The sequence below is a fragment of the Streptomyces sp. NPDC056527 genome (assembly GCF_042794475.1).
GTDB lineage: Bacteria > Actinomycetota > Actinomycetes > Streptomycetales > Streptomycetaceae > Streptomyces.
The window spans coordinates 1-22142 of record NZ_JBHTTQ010000095.1 but is presented as its reverse complement, the minus strand read 5'-3'; the positions used below and the strand labels follow the sequence as shown (position 1 = coordinate 22142).

The 22142-nt window shown below is 73.9% G+C and carries 15 protein-coding genes; 7 read left to right on the top strand and 8 right to left on the bottom strand.

Features of this window, described 5'->3' with window-relative positions; translation table 11 throughout:
* Positions 1-15: 15 nt before the first annotated feature.
* Positions 16-783, top strand: coding sequence for a BTAD domain-containing putative transcriptional regulator (locus tag ACFQ7Q_RS30690; protein ID WP_383560780.1), 768 nt, complete (start codon positions 16-18; stop codon positions 781-783).
* A 57-nt stretch (positions 784-840) separates the two neighbouring features.
* Positions 841-1896 carry an LLM class flavin-dependent oxidoreductase gene (locus ACFQ7Q_RS30685; protein WP_383560778.1) on the top strand — a complete coding sequence of 352 codons (1056 nt, stop codon included), beginning with the start codon at positions 841-843 and terminating at the stop codon, positions 1894-1896.
* On the opposite strand, the gene ACFQ7Q_RS30680 is transcribed toward ACFQ7Q_RS30685, so the two are convergent.
* The 7 genes from ACFQ7Q_RS30680 to ACFQ7Q_RS30650 form a co-directional block, all read right to left on the bottom strand.
* A complete protein-coding gene (locus tag ACFQ7Q_RS30680) occupies positions 1836-2900 on the bottom strand; it encodes an LLM class flavin-dependent oxidoreductase (RefSeq protein WP_383560775.1) in 1065 nt (354 codons plus the stop codon). The two genes, ACFQ7Q_RS30685 and ACFQ7Q_RS30680, sit on opposite strands and share 61 nt — an antisense overlap.
* A 14-nt stretch (positions 2901-2914) precedes the next feature.
* Positions 2915-4921 (bottom strand): dipeptide ABC transporter ATP-binding protein, encoded by a 2007-nt coding sequence (locus ACFQ7Q_RS30675; RefSeq protein WP_383560773.1) that lies wholly within the window; start codon positions 4919-4921, stop codon positions 2915-2917.
* Complete coding sequence (locus ACFQ7Q_RS30670; protein ID WP_383560771.1) at positions 4911-5741, bottom strand: ABC transporter permease; 831 nt, start codon at positions 5739-5741, stop codon at positions 4911-4913. The genes ACFQ7Q_RS30675 and ACFQ7Q_RS30670 overlap by 11 nt, the downstream gene beginning before the upstream one ends.
* Before the next feature lie 488 nt (positions 5742-6229).
* A complete protein-coding gene (locus ACFQ7Q_RS30665) occupies positions 6230-7165 on the bottom strand; it encodes an ABC transporter permease (protein ID WP_383560768.1) in 936 nt (311 codons plus the stop codon).
* Positions 7165-8796, bottom strand: a complete 1632-nt coding sequence (locus ACFQ7Q_RS30660; RefSeq protein WP_383560765.1) for an ABC transporter substrate-binding protein — start codon at positions 8794-8796, stop codon at positions 7165-7167. The genes ACFQ7Q_RS30665 and ACFQ7Q_RS30660 overlap by 1 nt, the downstream gene beginning before the upstream one ends.
* A complete protein-coding gene (locus ACFQ7Q_RS30655; RefSeq protein ID WP_383560762.1) occupies positions 8793-9035 on the bottom strand; it encodes a ferredoxin in 243 nt (80 codons plus the stop codon). Before ACFQ7Q_RS30655 ends, ACFQ7Q_RS30660 begins: the two co-directional genes overlap by 4 nt.
* A 5-nt stretch (positions 9036-9040) precedes the next feature.
* Positions 9041-10276 (bottom strand): cytochrome P450, encoded by a 1236-nt coding sequence (locus ACFQ7Q_RS30650; protein WP_383560760.1) that lies wholly within the window; start codon positions 10274-10276, stop codon positions 9041-9043.
* A gap of 348 nt (positions 10277-10624) precedes the next feature.
* On the opposite strand from ACFQ7Q_RS30650, the gene ACFQ7Q_RS30645 reads away from it, so the two are divergent.
* The 4 genes from ACFQ7Q_RS30645 to ACFQ7Q_RS30630 are packed head-to-tail and all read left to right on the top strand — an operon-like array spanning position 10625 to position 14826.
* The gene (locus ACFQ7Q_RS30645; protein ID WP_383560757.1) at positions 10625-11392 is read left to right on the top strand and encodes a 2-oxo acid dehydrogenase subunit E2; all 768 of its coding nucleotides are present in this window, start codon (positions 10625-10627) and stop codon (positions 11390-11392) included.
* Entirely contained in the window at positions 11389-12510 is a 1122-nt protein-coding gene (locus tag ACFQ7Q_RS30640) for an alpha/beta hydrolase (protein ID WP_383560754.1), read from the top strand. The genes ACFQ7Q_RS30645 and ACFQ7Q_RS30640 overlap by 4 nt, the downstream gene beginning before the upstream one ends.
* Positions 12507-13385, top strand: coding sequence for a TIGR03621 family F420-dependent LLM class oxidoreductase (locus tag ACFQ7Q_RS30635; protein WP_383560751.1), 879 nt, complete (start codon positions 12507-12509; stop codon positions 13383-13385). Before ACFQ7Q_RS30640 ends, ACFQ7Q_RS30635 begins: the two co-directional genes overlap by 4 nt.
* A 4-nt stretch (positions 13386-13389) precedes the next feature.
* The gene (locus ACFQ7Q_RS30630; RefSeq protein ID WP_383560748.1) at positions 13390-14826 is read left to right on the top strand and encodes an FAD-dependent monooxygenase; all 1437 of its coding nucleotides are present in this window, start codon (positions 13390-13392) and stop codon (positions 14824-14826) included.
* A gap of 116 nt (positions 14827-14942) precedes the next feature.
* On the opposite strand, the gene ACFQ7Q_RS30625 is transcribed toward ACFQ7Q_RS30630, so the two are convergent.
* Entirely contained in the window at positions 14943-15977 is a 1035-nt protein-coding gene (locus tag ACFQ7Q_RS30625; protein ID WP_383560745.1) for a 3-oxoacyl-ACP synthase III family protein, read from the bottom strand.
* Positions 15978-16165: 188 nt separating this feature from the next.
* Between ACFQ7Q_RS30625 and ACFQ7Q_RS30620 the strand changes: the two genes are divergently transcribed.
* A partial coding sequence (locus tag ACFQ7Q_RS30620; protein ID WP_383560743.1) for an SDR family NAD(P)-dependent oxidoreductase occupies positions 16166-22142 on the top strand: 5977 nt, incomplete at its 3' end.

Here is a 22142-nt window from a genome sequence, read left to right as displayed (position 1 = left end):
GAAGGTCAACAAGACATGCGATTCGAAATCTTGGGCAGCCTGCGCATGACTGACGGCGACGATGTTTTCGCCATCAGCGCACCGAAGGTGGAATGCCTTCTCGCGGCCATGCTGGTACGTGCCGAGGACGTCATTTCCACGGACCAGCTGTGCGGCGAGATCTGGGGCGACGATCCGCCACGCCGTGCCACGGCCACGCTGCATGTGTACATATCCCAGCTGCGAAAACTGCTGAAACGCGCGGACCGCGGCAAGGGTCCGATCGTGACCCGGTTCCCGGGGTACGTCCTGGAGCTGGGCGACAACACGCTGGACGCGCACGACTTCCAGCGGCTGGCCCAGCAGGGCCGGGCCGCGTCGCGGGCGCGTCGGCACGCGGAGGCCTCCGCGCTGTGCGGTCAGGCGCTGTCGCTGTGGCGCGGCACCGTCCTGGGCGAGCTGCGGGGCGGCGCGATCGTGGACGAGTTCGCCACCTGGGCGGAGGAGACCCGGCTGGAGTGCGTCGAGATGCGCAACGAGGCGGATCTGGCGCTGGGACGGCATCGGGAGCTGGTCGGGCCGCTGTACGCGCTGGTCGCCAAGCACCCCCTGATCGAGGCGTTCCACCGGCAGTTGATGCTCGCGCTGTACCGCTCCGACCGTCGGGCGGACGCGCTCCAGGCGTACCACTCGGTGCGTTCGGCGCTCGACCGGGAGCTGGGCATCAGCCCGTGCCGGCAGCTGCACGAGCTGCATCAGGCGATCCTCCTGGACTCCGGTCCGGCGCTGCCTTCGGCGGCCTGAAACAGGTGCTGTCCAGGCCGTATTGAAAAGTGGGGACAGTCCCCATATTCTCGTTCCATGACCACTGAACTGGGTATCAGCCTGTCTGTCCTGGACACCGCGCCCGTCTGGCGGGGGTCGACGGCGACCGCTTCACTGCGCAACACCATCCGACTGGCCCGCGCCGTGGACCGGCTCGGCTACCACCGCTTCTGGCTGGCCGAGCACCACAACATGCCGTCGCTGTCGACCTCGTCGCCGGCGATCCTCGCCGGGCAGATCGCCGCCGCCACCACGCATCTGCGCGTCGGGGCCGGCGGCGTCATGCTGCCCAACCACCCGCCGCTCGTGGTGGCCGAGCAGTTCGGCACCCTGGCCGCCCTGCACCCCGGCCGGGTCGACCTCGGCATCGGCCGGGCACCCGGCACCGACCCGCTCACGGCCAGGGCGCTGCGCCGCCAGGCCGGGCCGCTCGGCGGCACCGACTTCCCCGCTCAGATCCAGGAACTGCTGCGGTACTTCGCGCCGCCCGCGGGCGGCACCCATGCCTCGACCGCCGGGCGCGGGACGGTGCTCGCCGTCCCGGCGGCCGAACAGACCGTGCCGGTCTGGCTGCTCGGCTCCAGCGGGTACAGCGCACAGCTCGCCGCCGCCCTGGGGCTTCCCTTCGCCTACGCCCACCACTTCGCCCCGCACGGCACCCTGGCCGCGCTGGACGCCTACCGCTCCGAGTTCCGGCCCTCCGAGTACCTCGCCGAGCCCTACGCGATGATCGCCGCCTTCGGCGCGGTGGCCGAGGACGACGCCCGGGGCGAGCTGCTGAGCGCCCCGCTGCGGATGATCACCGCCCAGTCGCTGCGCGGCCAGAACCCGTACTTCCCGCCCGCCGAGGAGGCCGCCCGCTTCTCCTTCGCACCGGAGGAGCGGGCGGTGGTCGACCAGATGTACGACCCCCAGATCTTCGGCGGGCCGGAGACCGTGCGGCAGCGGATCACCGAACTCACCAAGGCCACCGGCGCCGACGAACTGATGATGCTCAGCGTGGTCCAGGACCACGACGAGCGCGTACGGTCCTACGAGCTGCTCGCCGAGCTGGCCGGGCTGAGGGCCCCCGCCTCGGCCGACGCGGGCTGATCCACCGCCTCGGCCAGCAGCCGGAACGTCCGGACCCTGGCCTCGAGGCCGAAGACGGGCGCCGTCGCCAGCAGCTCGTCCGCGCCCGTCCGGGCCCGGAAGTCGGCGAGGCGCCGGCGTACCGTCTCCGCCCCGCCCACGATCTGCGGGGCGAAATGACCGTCCAGATAACGCTGCTGAGCTTCCGTCAGCTGATATCCGGCCGCCTGATCGGGGGTACGGAAGAGGGTCAGCGGATTGATCCGCCCCTCCACATGGGCCACCTTGATGGGCCCGGCCAGGTACTCGGCCTCCTCGTCCGTGTCGGCCGCAACCACCTGGGCCGACACCGCGACATAGGGACGCTCCAGCCGCTCCGAGGGGCGGAACTCCTCGCGGTAGCGGGCCACCGCCGCCTCCGTACCGCTCGGGTTGAGGTGGTGGGCGAAGGCGTACGGCAGACCGAGACGGGCCGCCAGCGAGGCGCTGGAGGCGCTCGTGCCGAGCAGCCAGACCGGCAGCGGGCGCTCCGGCGGCGGGCTGACCGCGACCGGCGGCCGGGCGTCCGGACCGGACGGTGTCAGATAGCCGATCAGCTCGGCCAGCTGCTCCCCGAAGGCACCCTCGTGCGCCGGGTCGCCGGTGCGCCGCAGCGCACGGGCGGTGGCGGGCTCGCCGCCCGGCGCGCGGCCGATGCCGAGGTCGATCCGGCCCGGGTGGAAGACGTCGAGGGTGGCGAACTGCTCGGCGACCACGAACGGCACGTGGTTGGGCAGCATGACGCCGCCCGAACCGATCCGCAGCGTCGAGGTGACGCCGGCGAGCTGTCCGATCAGCACGGGCGGCGTCGAGGTGCCGAAGGCCGGCATGTTGTGATGCTCGGCCAGCCAGTAGCGGTGGTAGCCGAGCCGCTCCACCGCCGGGGCCAGCTCCAGCAGTTCACGCAGGGACCGGGCGGCCGGGACGCCGTTCCAGACGGGCACCGTGTCCAGGACGGACAGACGGAATCCAGCAGTGTCGTTCATAGGGCGACTCACCATCAGGAGACATGGCCGGGCGCGGGAGGCGCGGCCGGGGTGGTTGGAGTGGTCGAGGAATGGGCGGGCCGGGGCAGCGCGTCCAGCAGCTGCCTCGTCCAGGGGTGTTCCGGGCGTGCGAAGACCCGCTCCACCGGACCGGTCTCGACGATGCGGCCCGCCCGCATCACCGCGACCCGGTCGCTGACGTGGCGCACCACGCCGAGGTCGTGCGAGATGAACAGCAGGGCCACGCCGAGCCGTTCACGTACCCGCTCGAAGACGTCGAGGACCTGTGCCTGGACGGAGACGTCGAGCGCGGAGACCGGCTCGTCGCAGACGAGGACGTCGGGCTCGGGCGCGAGCGCGCGGGCGATCGCCACGCGCTGCCGTTGCCCGCCGGACAGTCCACGGGGCCCGCGGTCGAGGAGCTCGGGGCCGAGGCCCACGAGGCCCAGGAGCTCGGTGATCCGGGCCCGGTGACCGCGCGCGGCCCGACGGCCCCCGGCGCCGAGCGCCTCGGCCACGATCCGCTCCACGGTCCACCGCGGGTCGAAGGAGGACAGCGGATCCTGTTGCACGAGCTGGATCCGCCCCCGCAGCGCGGCCCGCGCCCGCTCGCTCCGCCCGGACCAGGGCCGCCCGAGCAGGGTCACGGCCCCCTCGTCCGGCTCCAGCAGCCCGAGCACGACCTGGGCGAGCGTCGACTTCCCGGACCCCGACTCCCCGAGCACCCCGAGCGTCTCACCGGCCCGAAGCACGCAGGACACGTCACTCAGCGCGTCGATGCCTCCACCAGGCCCGGGGAACCGCTTGAAGAGTCCCTCGACCCGCAGTACGACGGCGCCGGAGGCGGGTTGGCCGGAGGCGGGGACGGCGGGCTGATCGGGTTCCGTAACGGCGGCGCGCTCACCGCGCGCCGGGTCGGTGGCCGTCCCTGGCTTCGCCGGGTCCACCGCGTCCGGGCCCGTGGTCCGCGCGCCGTGATCCGGAAGCGTGGCCGTCAGCGCGCCCGCGTCCGCCCTGACCACGTCTGTGGTGTCGGAACGCTCGCCGCGCGGCGGGCGGGTGGCCGTCCGTGTGCCACCGGCGCGCTCGTCGTGCGCCGGGCCGGTGGCCGGGTGCGGGTCGGCGGGTCGCCGGCCATGGCCTACCGGGCTCGGCGCGCCCGTGTCGTCGGCCGGATCCCGCGGCGGGGTGTCCGCGCCCCGGGCCGTACGCCGGCGGGGTGACGGGACCGCTTCGAGGAGACGACGGGTGTAGGGGTGGGCGGGGGCCTCCAGGAGGCGCGCGGCCGGGGCCGTTTCCACCAGGCGGCCGTCGTGCATCACGGCGATGCGGTCGGCGAGTCGGGCCACCACCGCCAGGTCGTGGCTGATCAGCAGCAGCGCGGTGCCCGCGTCGCGGCGGGCGGCCAGCAGGTCGAGGATCTGCGCCTGCACGGTCATGTCGAGCGCGGTGGTCGGCTCGTCCGCGATCAGCACGCGCGGGCCGGCGGCGATCGCCGAGGCGATCAGCGCCCGCTGCCGCTGCCCGCCCGACAGCTGGTGCGGGAACTGCCGGGCCCGCCACTCCGGTTCGGGGACGGCGACCTCCCGCAGCAGTTCGACGGCCCTCCCGGGCCGGTCGCGGCGCGTGCCGATGCCGTGGTTGGCCAGCGACTCCTCGATCTCGGCGCCGATGCGACGCAACGGATCGAGCGAGACGAGCGCGTCCTGCAGCACGAGCCCGATCTCCGCGCCCCTGATCCGCCGCCACTCGCGTTCGCCGAGGGCTGTGAGGTCCCGGCCGTCGAACTCGAGTCTGCGGGCGCTCACGGTGGCTCCGGGGCCGGTCAGCCCCGCCAGCGTCCGGCCCGTGACCGTCTTGCCCGAGCCCGACTCGCCGACCACGGCCAGACACTCACCGGCCCGCAACCGGAGGTCCACGCCGTGGACGACCTCGGTGCGGTGCCGGCCGTGGCCGAACGAGATCCGCAGGTCCTCCACTGTCAGGAGTGCCTGCCCGGCGCGGGGTTCGTCAACGCCCATGGCCGTCCCTTCCGTCGATCCGGCGCTGGAGGGCCCGGCCCACGACCGTGACCGCGACGACCGTGACCGTGATGGCCAGGCCGGGGAAGACGGCGGCCGCCCACGAGGTGTCCAGGTGGTCACGGCCCTCCGCGAGCATGGCGCCCCACTCGGGCGAGGGCGGCTGCGGACCGAGGCCGAGAAAGCTGAGGGTCGATCCGGCGATGACCGCGCTGCCGATGTTCACCGTGGCGAGGACGAGCAGGGGTGGCAGCGCGTTGGGCAGCAGATGCCGTACGAAGACGGAGCCCCTGCCGCGGCCTATCACCACGGCCGCACGGACGTAGTCGCTGTCACGGATGGCCAGCGCCTGGCCCCGGGCGAGCCGAACGAAGCCGGGCAGCAGCGAGGCGCCGATGGCCAGGGTGGCGTTTCCGGTGCCGGGGCCGAGGACGGCGACCACGACCAGGGACAGCATCAGGCCGGGGAAGGCCAGCAGGATGTCGGTGGCCCGCATCAGGATCTGGTCGACCGCCCGGCCGGCGGCGGCCGCGAACACGCCGAGGAGCGAGCCCACGACGACGGCGAAGGCCGTGGCGCCGAAGCCGATCAGCAACGAGGTGCGGGCGCCGTGCACGATCCGGCTGAGCACGTCCCGGCCGAGCTGGTCGGTGCCGAGCCAGTGCCCGTCACCGGGCCCGGCCAGAGCGTTGACCGGGTCGATGGCGTCCGGCTGCTGGGTGGCGAGCAGCCCGGGCGCGACGGCGGCCAGGACGGCGAGGGCCACGACGACCCCGGCCACCACGACACCCACCCGCGGCCGCCACCGAAAGCCACGCACGGCACGAGCCTCAGTACCCGAACCGACCGCCCCAGCCGCGGCACCGCGGGAGTCCCGGCGGGCCCTGGCGGACACGGCGACGCCGGAGTCCCGGCCGGGCCTGGCGGACTCGGTGACATCGGAGTCCCGCTCGGGCCCGGAGGCCCCGGCAGCCCCGGCGGCGCCGGAGTCCCGGCCGGCCTCGACTGATTCCGCGGAGCCGGTGACGTCAGAGTTCCGGGCTGCCCCAACGGACTCGGTGACGCCGGAGTCCACAGTGGACCCCGCAGCCCCAGCACCGTCGGCGCCCCGGTCAAGCTCGGCGGACGCGGCTACTTCAGCGTGCCCGACTGCTTTGTCGGACACGGCGACTTCAGCGTTCCGGGCAGCCCCGGAGCCCCCCGCAGCCCCAGCACCGTCGGCGCCCCGGTCGGGCCCGGCAGCGTCGGTCGTTCCGGGGGAGCCGGTGGCGCCGGGGCCTCCGGTGTCCGTGCGGGTCTCGGGCGCGGTCATCCGATGCTCCTCTCGTCGATCCGCGGGTCGACGATCCGGTAGAGCACGTCCACCACGAGGTTGATCAGGGCGAAGGCCACCGCGGAGACCAGCACCACACCCGTCACCACCGGCAGGTCCCGACCGGCCACGGCGCCCGCCGTCACCTGGCCAAGGCCCTGGCGGCTGAAGACGCTCTCCACCACGACCGCGCCGCCGAACAGCGCGCCCACCGCCCAGCCGGCCAGCGTGACCAGCGGGATCAGGCCGTGCCGCAGCGCGTGGCGGAGCCGGATCGCGGTCTCGCCGCTGCCCCTGGCCCGGGCGCTCAGCACGAACGGCTGCTCCAGCGCGCGTTCGACCTCCTCCCGCAGCACCTGCGAGAAGACGCCGACGAGACCGGCGGCGAGCGTGACGGCCGGCAGGACGAGACCGGCCGCGCCGCTGCCGCCCATCGCCGGGAACCACTTCAACCGGAAGGACAGCAGCGCCAGCAGGAGCATCCCGGTCCAGAACGCGGGCGTGGAGGCCGCGACGAGTTCGAGGGTGGAGGCGATCCGGCGGGCGCGCGGCCGGTGCGCGGTCAGCACGGCCAGCGTCACCGCGGCGACCAGCGCCAGGACGAACGCGGCGGCCGCGAGCTGGACCGTGGGCCACAGCTGATCGCCGATCACCTCGCCGACCGGCTGCTGGAGCTGGAAGGACTCGCCGAGGTCACCGGTGAGCAGCCGCCGCATGAAGCGTCCGTACTGCACGGCGAGCGGCTCGTCGAGCGCGAGCTCGTGGCGGACCTGCTCCACCAGTTCGGGCGTGGGGTTGGTGGAGCCGAGCACGCTGCGCACCGGGTCGCCGGGCAGCAGCCGGAAGGCGAAGAAGACGGCGTTGGCCGCCCCGAAGACGACCATGGCCGCCAGCAGCAGTCGACGTGCGAACCAGCGCAGGGGAAGCCCCATCAGTCCTCCAGCCGGGCGTCGTGGAAGCGCGGATACGCCTGGACGTCGAAGGTCACGTCGCGGACCCTGTCGGCGGCCCCGACGAGGGTGGCGGGCGCGTAGACGGGGAGGGCGAGCGCCTCCTCGTTCACCCGCGTCTGCGCCCGCGCGTACAGGGCCGCCCGCCGTGCGGGGTCGCGGGTGGCGGTGGCCTCGCGGAGCCAGCCGTCGAGACGGGCGTCCTTGACGCCGAAGGCGTTGGAGCCGCCCTTGTCGCCGGTCTGCGCGGAGTCGAAGTAGCTCCGCATGATGTCGGGTTCGGCGCGGTTCCAGCTGAAGGCGAGGATGTCGGCGTCGCGGCCGATCGCCTTCTCCAGATAGGCCCCCGGTTCCAGCGCGGTGAACCGGATCTCGATCCCGGCCCGCTTCGCCTCGGCCTGGATGCCCTGGCCGAGCAGCGCCCGCTGATCGCGCATCAGGCTCGTCATGTACGGCCAGTGCAGGGTCAGCCGCCTGCCGTCCTTGGTCCGGTAGCCGTCCTCGTCCCGTCCGGTCCAGCCGGCCTCGTCGAGGAGGCGCGCCGCCTCCTCGGGGTCGTAGGGCCAACTGCCCTCGGTCGTGGCCGCGTACCCGGCGGTGGCGGGTGTCAGGGTGCTCCAGGCGCGTTCGTACGCCCCCGAGTACAGCGCCTTCACCAGCGCGTCGAGGCGTACCGACCGCTGGAGCGCACGGCGCACCCGCGGGTCGTCGAGCGGCGCCCGGTTGACGTTGAGCATCAGCGTGTACGGCGCGCCGGGCTGGGCCGCCCGCAGCAGCCGGAAGCCGTCGGCGTGCCGGAGCCGGCCGATGTGGCTGGGGGGTACGGCGGCGGCCACGTCGACCTGGCCCGAGCTGAGGGCGCCGAAGCGCGAGGCCGCCTCCGGGATGAACTCGACGGTGAGCCCGGCGACGTGCGCGGGTCCGCGGTTCTGCGCCTCCGGGGGTGCCCAGGCGTAGTGCGGGTTGCGGTCGAGGTCGATCCGCCGGTTGCGGGCCCAGCCCGCGAAGACGAACGGTCCGCTGCCGACGGGCTTCAGACAGGTCCGCCCCCGGTTCGCGCGCAGCGCGGTGGGCGACTGGATGCCGAAGGTCGCCGTCGACAGGACCTGGAGCAGCGGCGCGTACGGACGGGACAGTGACACCCGCACGGTGCGGGCGTCGACGACGGTCGCGCCCTCGTACATGGAGATCAGCCCGGCCGCGTACTGGGACTTGGTCTCGGGCGCCACGGTGTGGTCGAGGGTCGCCTTGACGGCCGCCGCGTCGAAGGCGGTGCCGTCGTGGAAGCGCACCCCGTCGCGCAGCCGGAAGGTGTACGCACGCCCGTCGCCGGAGATCTGCCAGGACGTCGCCAGCCAGGGGCGGATCCGGCCCTCGGCGTCCATGGAGACCAGCGAGTCGAAGATGTTGCGGCCGAGGGCGGCCGTGACGTCGTACGGGCTGATCTGCGGGTCCAGGCAGTCGGGCTGGCTGTCGACGGCGTACACGATCCGGCCGCCGCGCCCGTCCCCGGCGCCTGATCCGGCGCCGCACCCGGTCGCGACGGAGGCGAGCGCCAGCGCCGAGACCAGGGCGCGCCGGATCACGGTGGTGCGATGTGTACGCGGCCTCATGCGCCCCGCGGTCCCTCGGTGGCGTCCGTGGTGGTGTGCTCGTCGACGGCCGTGATCCTCAGGGCGGCGGCCGGGCACAGGTGCTCGGCCTGCCGGGCCAGCTCCACGTCGGCCGCGTCGTCGACGGAGTCGGTGAGCAGGGCCACGATCCCGTCCTCGTCCTGGTCGAAGAGGTCCGCGGCGGTCAGGACGCACTGCCCCGCCCCGATGCAGCGCTCGGTGTCGGCGGTGATGCGCACGGGGCTCACCACGTCACGGGCAGTTCGTAGATGCCCTGCACACCGCTCTGCGCGGGCTTGATCTCCACCTGTTCGGCGGGGACGGCCAGGCGCAGTCCGGGGATGCGGGAGAAGAGGAGGGTGAGGGCGCTCTCCATCTCGGCGCGGGCCAGGTTCTGGCCGATGCACTGGTGCACGCCGTATCCGAAGGCGAGGTGGTGCCGGGCGCCGCGCGCGAGGTCCAGCTCGTCGGCGTTCTCGAACGCCTCCGCGTCGCGGTTGATCTCGGCGGTGGAGAGCATCACGCTGTCGCCGGCGCGGATGGCGACGTCGCCGATCGTGATGTCCTCGGCGGCGATGCGCATGGCGACGTCGCCGATGGAGAGGTAGCGCAGCAGCTCCTCGACGGCCAGGCTCGCGCCGGCCGGGTCGGCGCGGAACGCGGCCAGCTGGTCGGGGTTCTGCAGCAGCGTGAACGTGCTCAGCGTGATCATGCTGGCGGTGGTCTCGTGACCCGCCATCAGCAGGATGATGCCGAGCCGGATCACGTCGTCGCGGGAGAGCGAGCCCTCGGCCAGGTCCTTGTGGACGAGGGTGTCGAGGAGACCCTCGCCGGGCTCTGACTCCTTCTCCTTGCGCTCCACCAGGCCGGTCAGGTACGAGCGCAGGTTCATCAGCGCCTGGGTCGCGTCGTCCTCGGTGACCTGCGGCGACACGAGCAGCGCCGACTGCTCCTCGAAGTAGTCGTGGTCCCCGTAGGGAACCCCGAGGATGCCGCAGATGGTGTGCGAGGAGAGCGGCAGCGCGAGTCCGCTGAGGATCTCGGCGGGCGGCCCCTGCTCCACCATGGCGTCGACGAGTTCACCGGCGCGCCGGTGGATCGACTCGGTCAGCTGCCGGGTGCGTCGCACGGAGAAGGCGGAGATGAGCCTGCGGCGGTACGCGGAGTGCTCCGGCGGGTCCATCCCGACGAGGATCGTGGCCTTCTGGATGGCCTTGCGTCGCGGGCTCGGCGAAGGAAAGTCCGGCCGGCTCCAGTCGGAGGACAGGCGCGGGTCGATGAGCAGCTCACGGGCGACGGCGTGGCCGAGGACGACCCAGGTGGGGCGTCCGTCGTAGAGCCGGGCGCGCACCACCGGGCCCTCGGCCTCGCGCAGGTCGCGGTAGCCGGACGGCGGCTGGTACGGGCACTGCCGCAACTGGGGGAAGTCGGGCAGCGGCTCGGTTCCGGTGGTGAGGCCCACCGCGCTGGGACGTGACATGCGAGATCTCCTGCGAGCGGCGACATTCGGGCTGCGGCAAGCCTGGAACCGGTGTCTTGTGCGGCTCTAAAGGACGCCTGTGGATCCCGCCGACAACAGCCGCCCCTACCCGGGCCCCCGCGGGTCTCGGGCGCCAAGTTCCGGTGGCCTGTCGCGCGTGGCGTGTGGCAGGTGCGAGCGTGGCCCGTGGCTGCCGGTGGCCGGTGCGAGCGTCCCCCGTGCCCCGTGCCCCGTGGCCCGTGGCCCGTGGCCGGTGTGCGCGTGGCCCTCGCGGCCATCTCCGGCGCCCGGGTGGTGTCTTTAGGTCGCGCTAGGAGGTGCTTAAGACCGGCTGCCGAGATTGGCGGGATGCATATCGCAGCCATCGCCCGGGAGCGGCGTCACACGCTCTTCTTCCTCGACGAGATACGTCCGTTCGCCCCCGTCCACCTGGACACCGAGGTGGACATGTCCGGGGTGCTCGCCCACCGTGAGGCCCATCGCGGCGACAGCCGGCTGTCCCTGGTCACGTACGTGCTGCACTCCGCGGCCCGGGTGATCGCCGCCCACCCGGAGGCCAACGCGGCGATCCGCGGCCGTCTGCGCCCCAAGGTCGCCCGTTACGGCGAGGTCTCCGGGAAGGTCGCCCTCGACAAGCGGGTCGGCGGCCGGCGCGTCGTGGTCTCGGCGGTCCTGCCGGACCTGGACCGGGCCGATCTGAAGGGGATCCAGCACGAGCTGGAGCGCTACCGCGACGGTGATCCGGAGACGATGCCGGAGTTCGCCTCGATGCTGCTGCTGCACCGGCTGCCCGCGGCGCTGGCGCGCGCCGCCTACCGCCGGGCGGTGCGTTCGCTGATCAACCACCCCCGCTTCTTCGGCACCTTCGCGGTCACCTCGCTGGGTCACCGGGCCGTCGACGGCTTCCACTCGGTGGGCGGGACGACGGTCACCTTCGGCGTGGGCCGGATCGTGGAGCGTCCGGTGGTCCGGGACGGCGAGGTGACGAGCGCGCCCGTCATGCGGCTGAACCTCACCTTCGACCACCGGGTCATCGACGGCGCGGAGGCGGCGGACATCCTCACCGAGGTCAAGGAGGCCCTGGAGGGGTTCTCGGCCGAGGAGGGGCTGCGATGAACGACGTCCAGGAACTCAAGCAGTTCGTCGAGGTGCACGGCCGCATCCTCGGCATCCCGGGCGAGCGGCTGCGGCAGGTGCTGCTGCGGATCCGGCACGACGAGGACGGCGAGCCGGGCTCCTGGGCCCGTGAGTGGACCGAGGCCGGTGTCGAACTGGAGCGCCGGGGCCGGGAGGTCGAGGCGGGACGGCACTTCAACATCGCCCGGTTCCCGTTCGTGGACGGCCCGGCCCGCGCGGACGCCCAGGAGCGCACGGTCGCCTCCTTCAACCGCTGGCGCTCGGGCGACGGTTCCGGCATCCGCCGCCTCGACCTCGACCTCTCCGGCGGCCGGGTGCGGGCCTGGGCGGCCGGCCTGGACGCGCGGGGCGGGGAACGCCCTCCCGTGCTGCTGCTGAGCGGCGGCATCGTCAGTGTGAAGGAGCAGTTCGGACCGATCCTGGCCAAGGCGTCACGGCTCGGCCTGGCCGTCGTCGCCACCGAGATGCCGGGAGTCGGCGAGAACGAGCAGATCTACGCCGCCGACAGCCATCGGATGGTCCCGGAGCTCCTCGACGCGCTCGCGGACCGCGCCGACGTGGACCGGACCGTCGCCGTGATGATGAGCTTCAGCGGGCACCTGGCGCTCCGGGCCGCCCTGCACGACAAGCGGATCCGGGGCGTGGTGACCGCCGGCGCCCCGATCGGGGACTTCTTCACGGACGCCGCCTGGCGTCCCGGGATCCCCCGCGTGACGGTCGACACCCTGGCCCACCTGACCGGCGGCGCCCCCGATTCCGTACTGACGGATCTCACCGACTGGGCGTTGACACCGCAGGAGTTGGCGGCGCTCGCGGTGCCGGTGTCGTACACGGTGAGCGCACGCGACGAGATCATCCCGCCGGGCGACCGGCTCCTGCTCGAACGGCACGTGCGCGAGCTGCGGCTGCTGATCCACGACGATGTGCACGGCTCGCCCTCGCATGTGGCCGAGTCCCGGCTGTGGAGCCTCCGGTCGGCGCTGGAGACGCTCGGCGGGTACGGGCCGCAGCGGACCGTGCTCGGCCTGGCCCTGTCGGCGATCCGGCTTCGGGAGCGGTTGACCGGAGCGTCCGGCCCTGCCGAGGGCGGCGCGTGAGCGGCGCACCGGGGCCGGTCTTCCGGTTCGGGGTGAGCGAGATCTCCCCGGACGCCGACTGGCCGGAACGCGCCCGGGAGGCGGAACGGCTCGGCTACGACACCTTCGCGACCACCGACCACCTGGGCATGACCGCCCCGTTCCCGTCGCTGGTGGCCGCCGCCGCGGCCACGTCCCGGATCGAGGTCGCCACCTATCTCACCAACACCGCCCTGTGGGATCCCGAGGTGCTCGCCCGGGAGATCGCCGGCACCGACCGGCTGACCGGTGGGCGGCTGACCGTGGGGCTGTATGCCGGGCAGACCGGCACCTCCGCGACCGCCTCGCTCACGGCCCAGGACAAGCGGGACCGGCTGGTCGAGACGGTGGACGTGCTGGACCGGCTGCTGACCGATCCCGCGCACCGGCCTCGTCCGCTGCGGTCGCCCCGACCGCCGCTGATGATCGGCGCCAACGAACCGGACGAGCTCGAACTGGCCGCGCGACGGGCCGACGCGGTCTGCTTCATCGGCGCGGAACTGCCCCCGGAGGGCGGTTTCGTGCTCATCGGCCCCGAGGAGTTCGCCGCGCACGTGGCCACGGTGCGCGTCCGGGCGGCGGAACTCGGCCGGACGCCCGAGCTCAACACCGGGGTGAAGAGGGTCGTCGTCACCGACGACCGGCGGGCCGCCGCCGACTCGCTGCGCCCCGCTCTCGCCCCCCATCTGACGACGGAACAGCTCCTCTATCTGCCCTCGCTGCTGATCGGCACCCATCAGGAGATCGCCGAGCAGATCCGGGGCCACCACGACCGGTACGGCCTCACCTCGTACACGGTCCTCGCCGCCCACCTGTACGACTTCGCCCCCGTGATCCCGCTGCTGCGGAAAGGATGAGCCTGTGACCGATCCCGTGATCGTCGTGGGCGCCGGTCCCACCGGCCTGATGCTCGCCTGCGAGCTGGGCCTGGCCGGTGCGCCCGTCGTCGTCGTCGAGCGACGCGACTCCCCCGACCCCCGCTCCCCCGGCCAGGCGGTGAACGCGGCCGTCATGGAGCTCCTGGCACAGCGCGGCCTCGCGAACGAGCTCCGCGAGGCCGGACTGCCCCTGCCCGGGGCGCACTTCTCCCTGCTGTGGCTCCGCCCCGAGGAGCTGTCGGGTCCGCAGCGCGTCGGCGGCGGGCTGCTGGTGCCGCAGTCCAAGCTGGCGGAGGTCCTGGAGCGGCGCGCGCGTGCGCTCGGCGTGGACATCCGGCGCGGCCAGGAGGTGACGGAACTCCGGCAGTCCGCCGACTCGGTGACCCTGCGGCTGCGCTCCGCCGACGGCGAGTCCACGCTGCGCGGCTCGTACGTGGTGGCGGCGGACGGCGCCGGGAGCACCGTACGGTCGCTGGCCGGCATCGGCTTCCCGGGCAGCGGCTGGACCGTGTCGGGCATCGTGGGCGACGTGGAGGCCGACTTCTCCGAGCTGGCCGTCAACCATCTGGGGGCCCACTACACCGCCTCCGGCGGGGTGTACTCGGGCGCGCCCGCCGGCCCGGGAGTCCTGAGGGTGATCACCACCCTCTTCGGCGACGAGCCGGCCGCCGGCGCGGGGCCGGTGGCGGCGGAGGAGCTCCAGGGCGAGATCGAGGCGCTCACCGGCCATCGGCTGCCCGCCCGCGAGGTGGCGTGGGCCGAGCGGTTCACCAGCGTCAGCGGCAACGCGGAGCGCTACCGGGCCGGTCGGGTGTTCCTCGCCGGCGACGCCGCGCACTCCTTCTACCCCCTCGGCGGTCTCCGGCTGAGCACCTGCCTGCAGGACGCGGTCAACCTCGGCTGGAAGCTCGCCGCGGACCTCGCCGGCTGGGCGCCGCCGGGGCTCCTCGACACGTACCACGCGGAGCGGCACCCGGAGGGCGAGCGGGCCCGGCTCGCGCTCGACGCCCAGTTGGCCCTGATGCACCCGGCGGCCCGGGCGGCCGGTGCGCGCTCCCTCGTCGCGGAACTCGCCCGCTTCCAGGACGTCAACCGGTACCTGGTGGAGCTGGTGACCGGCGTCGACCTCCGCTACCGCCTGGGCGGCCCGTCCGCGGACCACGAACTGGGCGGCCGGGTCCCCGCGGCCGCGCCGCTGCTGCACGACGGCCGTGGACTGCTGCTCCTCGCGGAGGGCGGCTCCGGCGGCGCGTTCGCGAGTACGGCCGCGGGCTGGGCCGACCGGGTCGGCATCGCGGCCGTCCCGGAGGACGCGGGGACCGGTTCCGTCCTCCTGCGTCCGGACGGGCACGTCGTCTGGGCCGAGGGTTCGGGCGAGCTGGAGACCGCGCTGAAGGAGTGGTTCGGCGCGCCGCGGTGAGTGCCGCGACGGAGACGACGAAGCGCCCGCGGGAGGGAACCGCGGGCGCTTCGCCGTGTGGGGGGACCGTCGGGCCGGGAGGGGCCGGCCACAGGGGCGGTGGGTGGACGGGGCGGTCAGACCAGTTCGAGCGCGAAGCCCGCCTTGAGCCACTTGCTGGACTCCACGGAGATTCCGAGGACCCGGTCACCGGGGGCCAACTGCGGCAGTACTTCCTCCAGTTGGAAGAACGGCATCGCGTTGCCCGTGTTGGCGATGGTGTCGACGAGGGTGATCTCCTCCGCCAGCGGAATGTCCAGGCCCTCGACGATCCGCCGCGTCATGCGCCCGGAGAGCTGGGGCGGCAGCAGGTAGTCGACCTGCGCGGCCGTCCAGCCCAGGTCGCCGAGGAGCTCTTCGGCGATCTCCCGGGACATCACGGGGACGGACTCCTCGATCGCCTTGTAGTCCTCCTTGATGTGGGCCCGGTCCGCGTCCGCGCGGTCGAGAGCCCCGGTCCACTCGACGATCTGCCCGGGCTCGCGGTTCAAGCCGGTCAGCCGGTTGAGCACCCGGCGGATCACCGGCGCGCCGGCGACCGGCTCCGCGCTCAGGACGGCCGCTCCGGCGCCGTCGCCGAACAGGACGAAGTTGACCAGCTCGGCCGAGTCGAGCTTCGCCAGGTCGACGCCGGGGTCGTAGTGGCGCGAGCACAGCTCCCCGCCGATCACCAGGGCCGTACGGTGGCCGCCGGCCCGCAGCATCTGCCGGCCGACGTCGAGCGCCTGGAACGCGCCCGCGCAGCCCGACTGCAGCTGGTAGGTCGGCACTCCGTCGATGCCGAGCCGGTCCGCGACGATGTTGACGGTCGCGGGCATCAGCTGGTCGGGGGTGGCGGTGCCGAGGACGACGAGGTCGATGTCCCCGGCACCGACGCCCGCACCCTCCAGGGCGCGCGCGGCGGCCCGGGTGGCCAGATCGGCGAGCGTGGACCGGAGCTTCCCGGTGCTCAGATCCACCGACAGATGCCGGGCCCGCGTGCCGACGAACGCGTCGACCCACTGCTCCCAGATCGGGTCCATGCCGAAGTGGCGGGCCAGGTCCGCGTTGTCCAGGGGATCGCCGGGCAGCGCGGTTCCGACCGACAGGATGTGGATTTCCGAGGCTTCCATTCCGCCACTCTCGGCCGCCCGGCTGACGCCCGGCTAAAGAGCACCTTAGGGCCCGTTCCCCCGCTCTCCCGGGCTTCCGCGCGGCCACCGGTCCGCGACCGGGTGCGGCTTTAGGTCTCGCTAAGCAACCCGCAAGCCGCGTCGGCGACGTTGCCGAGCATCACCGCTGGCATACGAGGGACGGGTTCATGGCCAACGAAGCGAAACTCCGGGACTACCTCAAGCGGGTCACGACCGACCTGCAGCAGACCCGGCAGAGGCTGACCGACGCCGAGGCCGCGGCGCACGAGCCGATCGCGATCGTCGGTATCGGCTGCCGGTTCCCGGCCGATGTGCGCAGTCCCGAGGACCTGTGGCGGCTGCTCTCCGCCGGCGGCGACGCGATCACGGACTTCCCCGAGGGCCGCGGCTGGGACCTCGACCGGCTCCACGCGCCGGACCCGGAGTCCGACGCCCCCGCCACCACGTATGTCGCCAAGGGCGGCTTCCTGCACGACGCGGACCGGTTCGACGCCGAGTTCTTCGGGATCAGCCCCCGCGAGGCCGAGGCGATGGAGCCTCAGCAGCGGGTGCTCCTGGAGACCGCGTGGGAGGCCCTGGAGCGTTCCGGGATCTCCCCGGACACGCTGCGCGGCAGCGACACCGGGGTGTTCGTCGGCGCCATCGCCCAGGACTACGCGCGCCCCGAGGAGGTACGCCCCGAGCTGGAGGGCTATCTCGTCACCAACACCACCAGCGTGGTCTCCGGACGGATCGCGTACTCGCTCGGTCTGGAGGGCCCGGCGCTCACCATCGACACCGCCTGCTCGGCCTCGCTGGTCGCCCTGCACCTGGCCGCCCAGTCGCTGCGCCAGGGCGAGTGCTCGCTGGCGCTGGCGGGCGGGGCCACGATCATGTCGTCCCCGGTGCTGTTCACGGAGTTCAGCCGGCAGCGCGGGCTCGCCGCCGACGGACGCTGCAAGGCGTTCGCCGCCGGGGCCGACGGCACCGGCTTCAGCGAGGGCGCCGCGCTCCTCGTCCTGGAGCGGCTGTCGGACGCTCGGCGCAACGGCCACCCGGTGGTGGCGGTGATCCGCGGCACGGCGGCGAACCAGGACGGCGCCAGCAACGGTCTGACCGCGCCCAACGGCCTGGCGCAGGAGGCGGTCATCCGACAGGCCCTGGCCAACGCCCGACTGACGGCCGACCAGGTCGACGCGGTCGAGGCTCACGGCACGGGCACGACCCTGGGCGACCCGATCGAGGCGCAGGCCCTGATCAACACCTATGGCCAGGGCCGGGGCGCCGACGAGCCGGTGTGGCTCGGCTCGATCAAGTCCAACATCGGTCACACGCAGGCCGCGGCCGGCGTCGCCGGCGTCATCAAGATGGCTCTGGCGATGCGCCACGGAGTGCTGCCGCGGACCCTCCATGTCGACCGGCCGTCCGATCACGTCGACTGGGAGGACGGGGCGCTGCGGCTGCTCGAAGAGGAGCGGCCCTGGACGACGGCGGACGACCGGCCGCGCCGCGCGGGCGTCTCCTCCTTCGGCATCAGCGGCACGAACGCGCACGTCGTCATCGAGCAGGCCCCGGCCGACCACGAACCGGAAGCCCCCGAACTCCCTGCCCTGCCCTGGCTGTTGTCGGCGAGGAGCGACGAGGCGCTGCGCGAGCAGGCACGCAGGCTCCACACGTACGCCGTCGAGCACCCGGACGTTCCGACGGAGCGGGTCGCGGCCTCGCTGGCCGCCCGTACCCGCTTCGACCACCGAGCCGTCCTCGACTCCGCCGACCCCGATGCCCTCCTCACCGGCCTCGCGGCGCTCGCCGAAGGCGCCGAAGCTCCCGGCGTGACCGCGGGCACCGTGACGCCCGGCAAGACGGCCTTCCTCTTCACGGGCCAGGGCAGCCAGCGACTCGGCATGGGCCGCGAACTCTACGAGACCCACCCGGTCTTCGCCGCAGCCTTCGACGAGATCACCGCCCTCTTCGACCCGCTCCTGGACCGCCCGCTGCGCTCGGTCATGTGGGGGCAGGACGCGGAGCTCCTGAACCGGACCGAGTACACGCAGGCCGCGCTGTTCACGCTCCAGACCGCGCTCCACCGCACCCTGGAGCACGACGGCCTCACCCCCGACGCGCTGATCGGCCACTCGATCGGCGAGATCGCCGCCGCCCATGCCGCCGGGGTCCTCGACCTCGCCGACGCGGTGACCCTGGTCGCCGCGCGGGGCCGGCTCATGCAGTCCGCCCGCTCCGACGGCGGGATGCTGGCGGTGCAGGCGACCGAGGAGGAGGTCCGCTCCTTCCTCGCCGGCTTCGACGGCAGGCTGACGATCGCCGCGCTCAACGGCCCGCGCGCGACGGTCCTTTCGGGCGACGACGACGCCGTCGCCGAGGCGGCCGCGCACTGGACCGGTCTCGGCCGCCGCGCCAAGCGCCTGACCGTCAGCCACGCCTTCCACTCGGCCCATATGGACGGCGTCCTCGACGACTTCCGCCAGGCCATCGGCGAACTGACCTTCCGTACGCCGACGATCCCGGTCGTGTCCAACGTCACCGGACGACCCGCCACCGGCGACGACCTCGTCACCCCCGCCTACTGGGCGGAACACATCCGCGGAGCCGTCCGCTTCCACCCGGGCGTCCAGCACCTCGAAGCGAGCGGCGTCACCCGCTACCTGGAACTGGGCCCCGACGCCACCCTGACCACGCTCGCGCAGGACACCCTCACCCAGCCCGCGACCCTGGCGGCGACCCTGCGGGGCAAGGTCTCCGAGGCCGACACCCTCGCCGGGGCGCTGGCGCGTCTGCACACCGGCGGCCACACCCCCACGGCGTGGCGGCCCGCCCACACCCCCGCCCACCCGGACGACCTGCCGACCTACCCCTTCCGGCAGGACCACTTCTGGGTCGAGCGGACCGGCGCCGGCGCCTCCGACGTGACCTCCGCCGGGCTCGTCTCCGCCGGGCACCCGTTCCTGGGCGCCCTGGTGACCCTCGCCGACACCGACCAGCTGGTCCTCACCGGCCGGATCTCCCTGCGCACCCACCCCTGGCTCGCCGACCACACCATCTCCGGCACGACCCTCCTGCCGGGCACGGCCTTCATCGACCTCGCCCTGCACGCCGCGAGCCACACCGACACCCCCACCGTCGAGGAACTCACCCTCGAAGCCCCGCTGATCCTCGGCGAGCGCGGCTCGGTGGACCTCCAGCTCGTCGTCGACGCCGCAGGGCCCGACCGCCGCGCGTTCACGATCCACGCGCGCGGTGACGAGGCCGAGTCCTGGACCCGGCACGCCTCGGGCACCCTGACCGCCGCCACCACGGCCCCCGAGGCCCTCCCCTGGCCGCCGCCCGGCGAACCCGTCGACCTCACCGGCCTCTACGAGGACCTCCGCACCCACGGCTACGCCTACGGCCCGACGTTCCAGGGCCTCACGGCGGCCTGGCGCGACGGCGACGACCTGTACGCCGAGATCGCCCTGCCCGAGGAGACCGACCCCCTCGGTCACCCGGTCCACCCCGCCCTCCTCGACGCCGCGCTGCACCCGCTGCTGCTCGATCTCGTGGGAGGCGCGCCCGACTCGGTCCGGCTGCCCTTCAGCTGGTCGGACGTCGCCCTGCACGCCACCGGCGCCGGCCGGTTGCGGGTCCGCCTGACCCGCTCCGGCGCCGACACGATCGCGCTGACCGCGACCGACCCCGAGGGCGACGCGGTCGTGACCGTCGGCTCCCTCCTGATCCGCCCCGCCGACCTCGCCTCGGCGTCCACCTCCTCCGGCGACCGGTCCCACGCCCTGTTCCGGGTGGACTGGCGACCCGTTCCCGGCGCGGCCGACAGCCGGACCGAGACGGCCCCGCCCGTCCGTGCGGTCGTGGGCCCGGACGTCATCGGAGTCACCGCGGCCCTGGGCGAGGGCGTGGTGTGCCACGCCGACCTCGACGCGCTGGCCGCCGCCGACGGCCCGGTGCCCGCCGAGGTGCTGCTGCCGTTCACGCCGGGACGCCCGTCCAAGGGCACGTACAACCCGGTGGAGATCGCGCGCGAGGCGCCGCACCGCATGCTGGGGCTGATCCAGCGCTGGCTGGCGGACGAGCGGTTCGCCGACTCCCGCCTCGTCGTGATCACCCGCAACGCGGTCTCCACCCGCTACGACGAGCCGATCCGGGACCAGAGCCTGGCCGTGTGGGGGCTGGTCCGCTCCGCGCAGACCGAGCACCCCGGCCGCTTCCTGCTCATCGACGTGGATCGCGAGGAGGGTTCGCAACGGGCCCTCGGTGCGGCGCTGGAGGCGGCCGACGAGACCCAGCTCGCGATCCGCCGCGGCGCCGTCCTCGCGGCCCGGCTGAGCGCCGCCGCGCCCGAGGGACGGCTCTCCGTTCCGGCGGACTCGCCCGGCTGGCGGCTCGGTTCGACCGCGAAGGGGACCCTGGAGAACCTGGCTCTGCTGCCCGCCGAGGCCCCCGACGCGCCGCTCGCGCCGGGTCAGGTGCGGGTCGCCGTCCGGGCCGCCGGCCTGAACTTCCGCGACGTCCTGATCACCCTGGGCCAGTACCCCGGCGAGGCGCCGATCGCCAGCGAGGGCGCCGGATACGTCCTGGAGACGGGCCCCGGGGTCACCTCGCCGGCCGTCGGCGACCGGGTGATGGGCCTGTTCACCGAGGGTGCGGCGGGACCCGTCGCCGTCACCGACCACCGGCTGCTGACCGGGGTCCCGCGCGGCTGGTCGTTCGCTCAGGCCGCCGCCGCCCCCGTGGTCTTCCTGACCGCCCTGTACGCGCTGACCGACCTGGCGGACGCCCGCGCCGGGCAGACCGCGCTGATCCACGCCGCCGCAGGCGGTGTCGGCATGGCCGCGACGCAGATCGCCCGCGACCGCGGTCTCGAGGTGTACGGCACGGCCTCCCCCGCCAAGTGGGACGCGCTGCGCTACCAGGGCTTCGACGACGCCCATCTGGCGAACTCCCGCACGCTCGACTTCGAGCGGGAGATCCTCGCCGCCACCGACGGCCGGGGCGTGGACGTGGTCCTCGACGCCCTCGTCGGCGACTACGTCGACGCGTCGCTGCGGCTGCTGCCGCGCGGTGGCCGGTTCATCGAGATGGGCAAGGCGGACATCCGCGATCCCGAGCGGGTCGCCGAGGCGCACCCGGGCGTCGTCTACCGGTCGTTCGATCTCATGGAGGCCGGTCCCGACCGCATCCAGGAGATGCTGACCGAGCTGCGGGCCCGCTTCGAGGCCGGCCGGCTGGCTCCGCCGCCAGTGGAGGCGTGGGACATCCACCGGGCGCAGGACGCGTTCCGGTACCTGGGCCAGGCCCGGCACGTCGGCAAGGTCGTGCTGACCCTGCCGCGCGCCCTCGACCCCGACGGCACGGTGCTCGTGACCGGCGGCACCGGCACCCTCGGGCGGCACTTCGCCCGCCATCTGGTCGCGCGGCACGGTGTGCGTCACCTGCTGCTCACGAGCCGTCGCGGCCCCGAGGCCCCGGGTGCGGACGAGCTGGTCGCCGAGCTCGCGGCGCTGGGCGCCCGCGCCACCGTGGTCGCCTGCGACACGGGCGACGCGGCGGACGTACGACGGCTGGTCGCGGCGGTCGAGCGCGAGCACCCGCTGACGGCCGTCGTGCACACGGCCGGTGTGCTGGACGACGGCACCATCGAGTCGATGACGCCGGAGCGGCTCGACACGGTCGCGCGGCCCAAGCAGGACGCCGCCTGGCATCTGACGGACGCCGTGCGCCATCTGGACCTGGCCGCCTTCGTGGTGTTCTCCTCGTTCGCCGGGATCGTCGGCAACGCGGGTCAGTCCAACTACGCGGCCACCAACTCCTTCCTGGACGGCCTCACCGCGTACCACCGTGCCAACGGCCTGCCCGGTGTCTCCCTCGCCTGGGGACTCTGGGGCGGCGAGGACGACGCGGCGGCCGGCGGCATGGCCGGAGCGCTCGGGGACGGCGACCGCGCCCGGCTGGCGGGCGCGGGCTTCGCGCCGATCGACCCCGCACGCGGCCTCGCCCTCTTCGACGAGGCGCTCACCTGCGACGAGCCCCTGCTCGTCCCGCTCCGCCTGGATCTGCCCGCGCTGCGGGCCCGCGCCGAGGCCGGCGCCCTGCCGCCGCTGCTGCGCGGCCTGGTCCGGCCGCGGACCTCCCGCCACGGCGGCCGGGTCGACC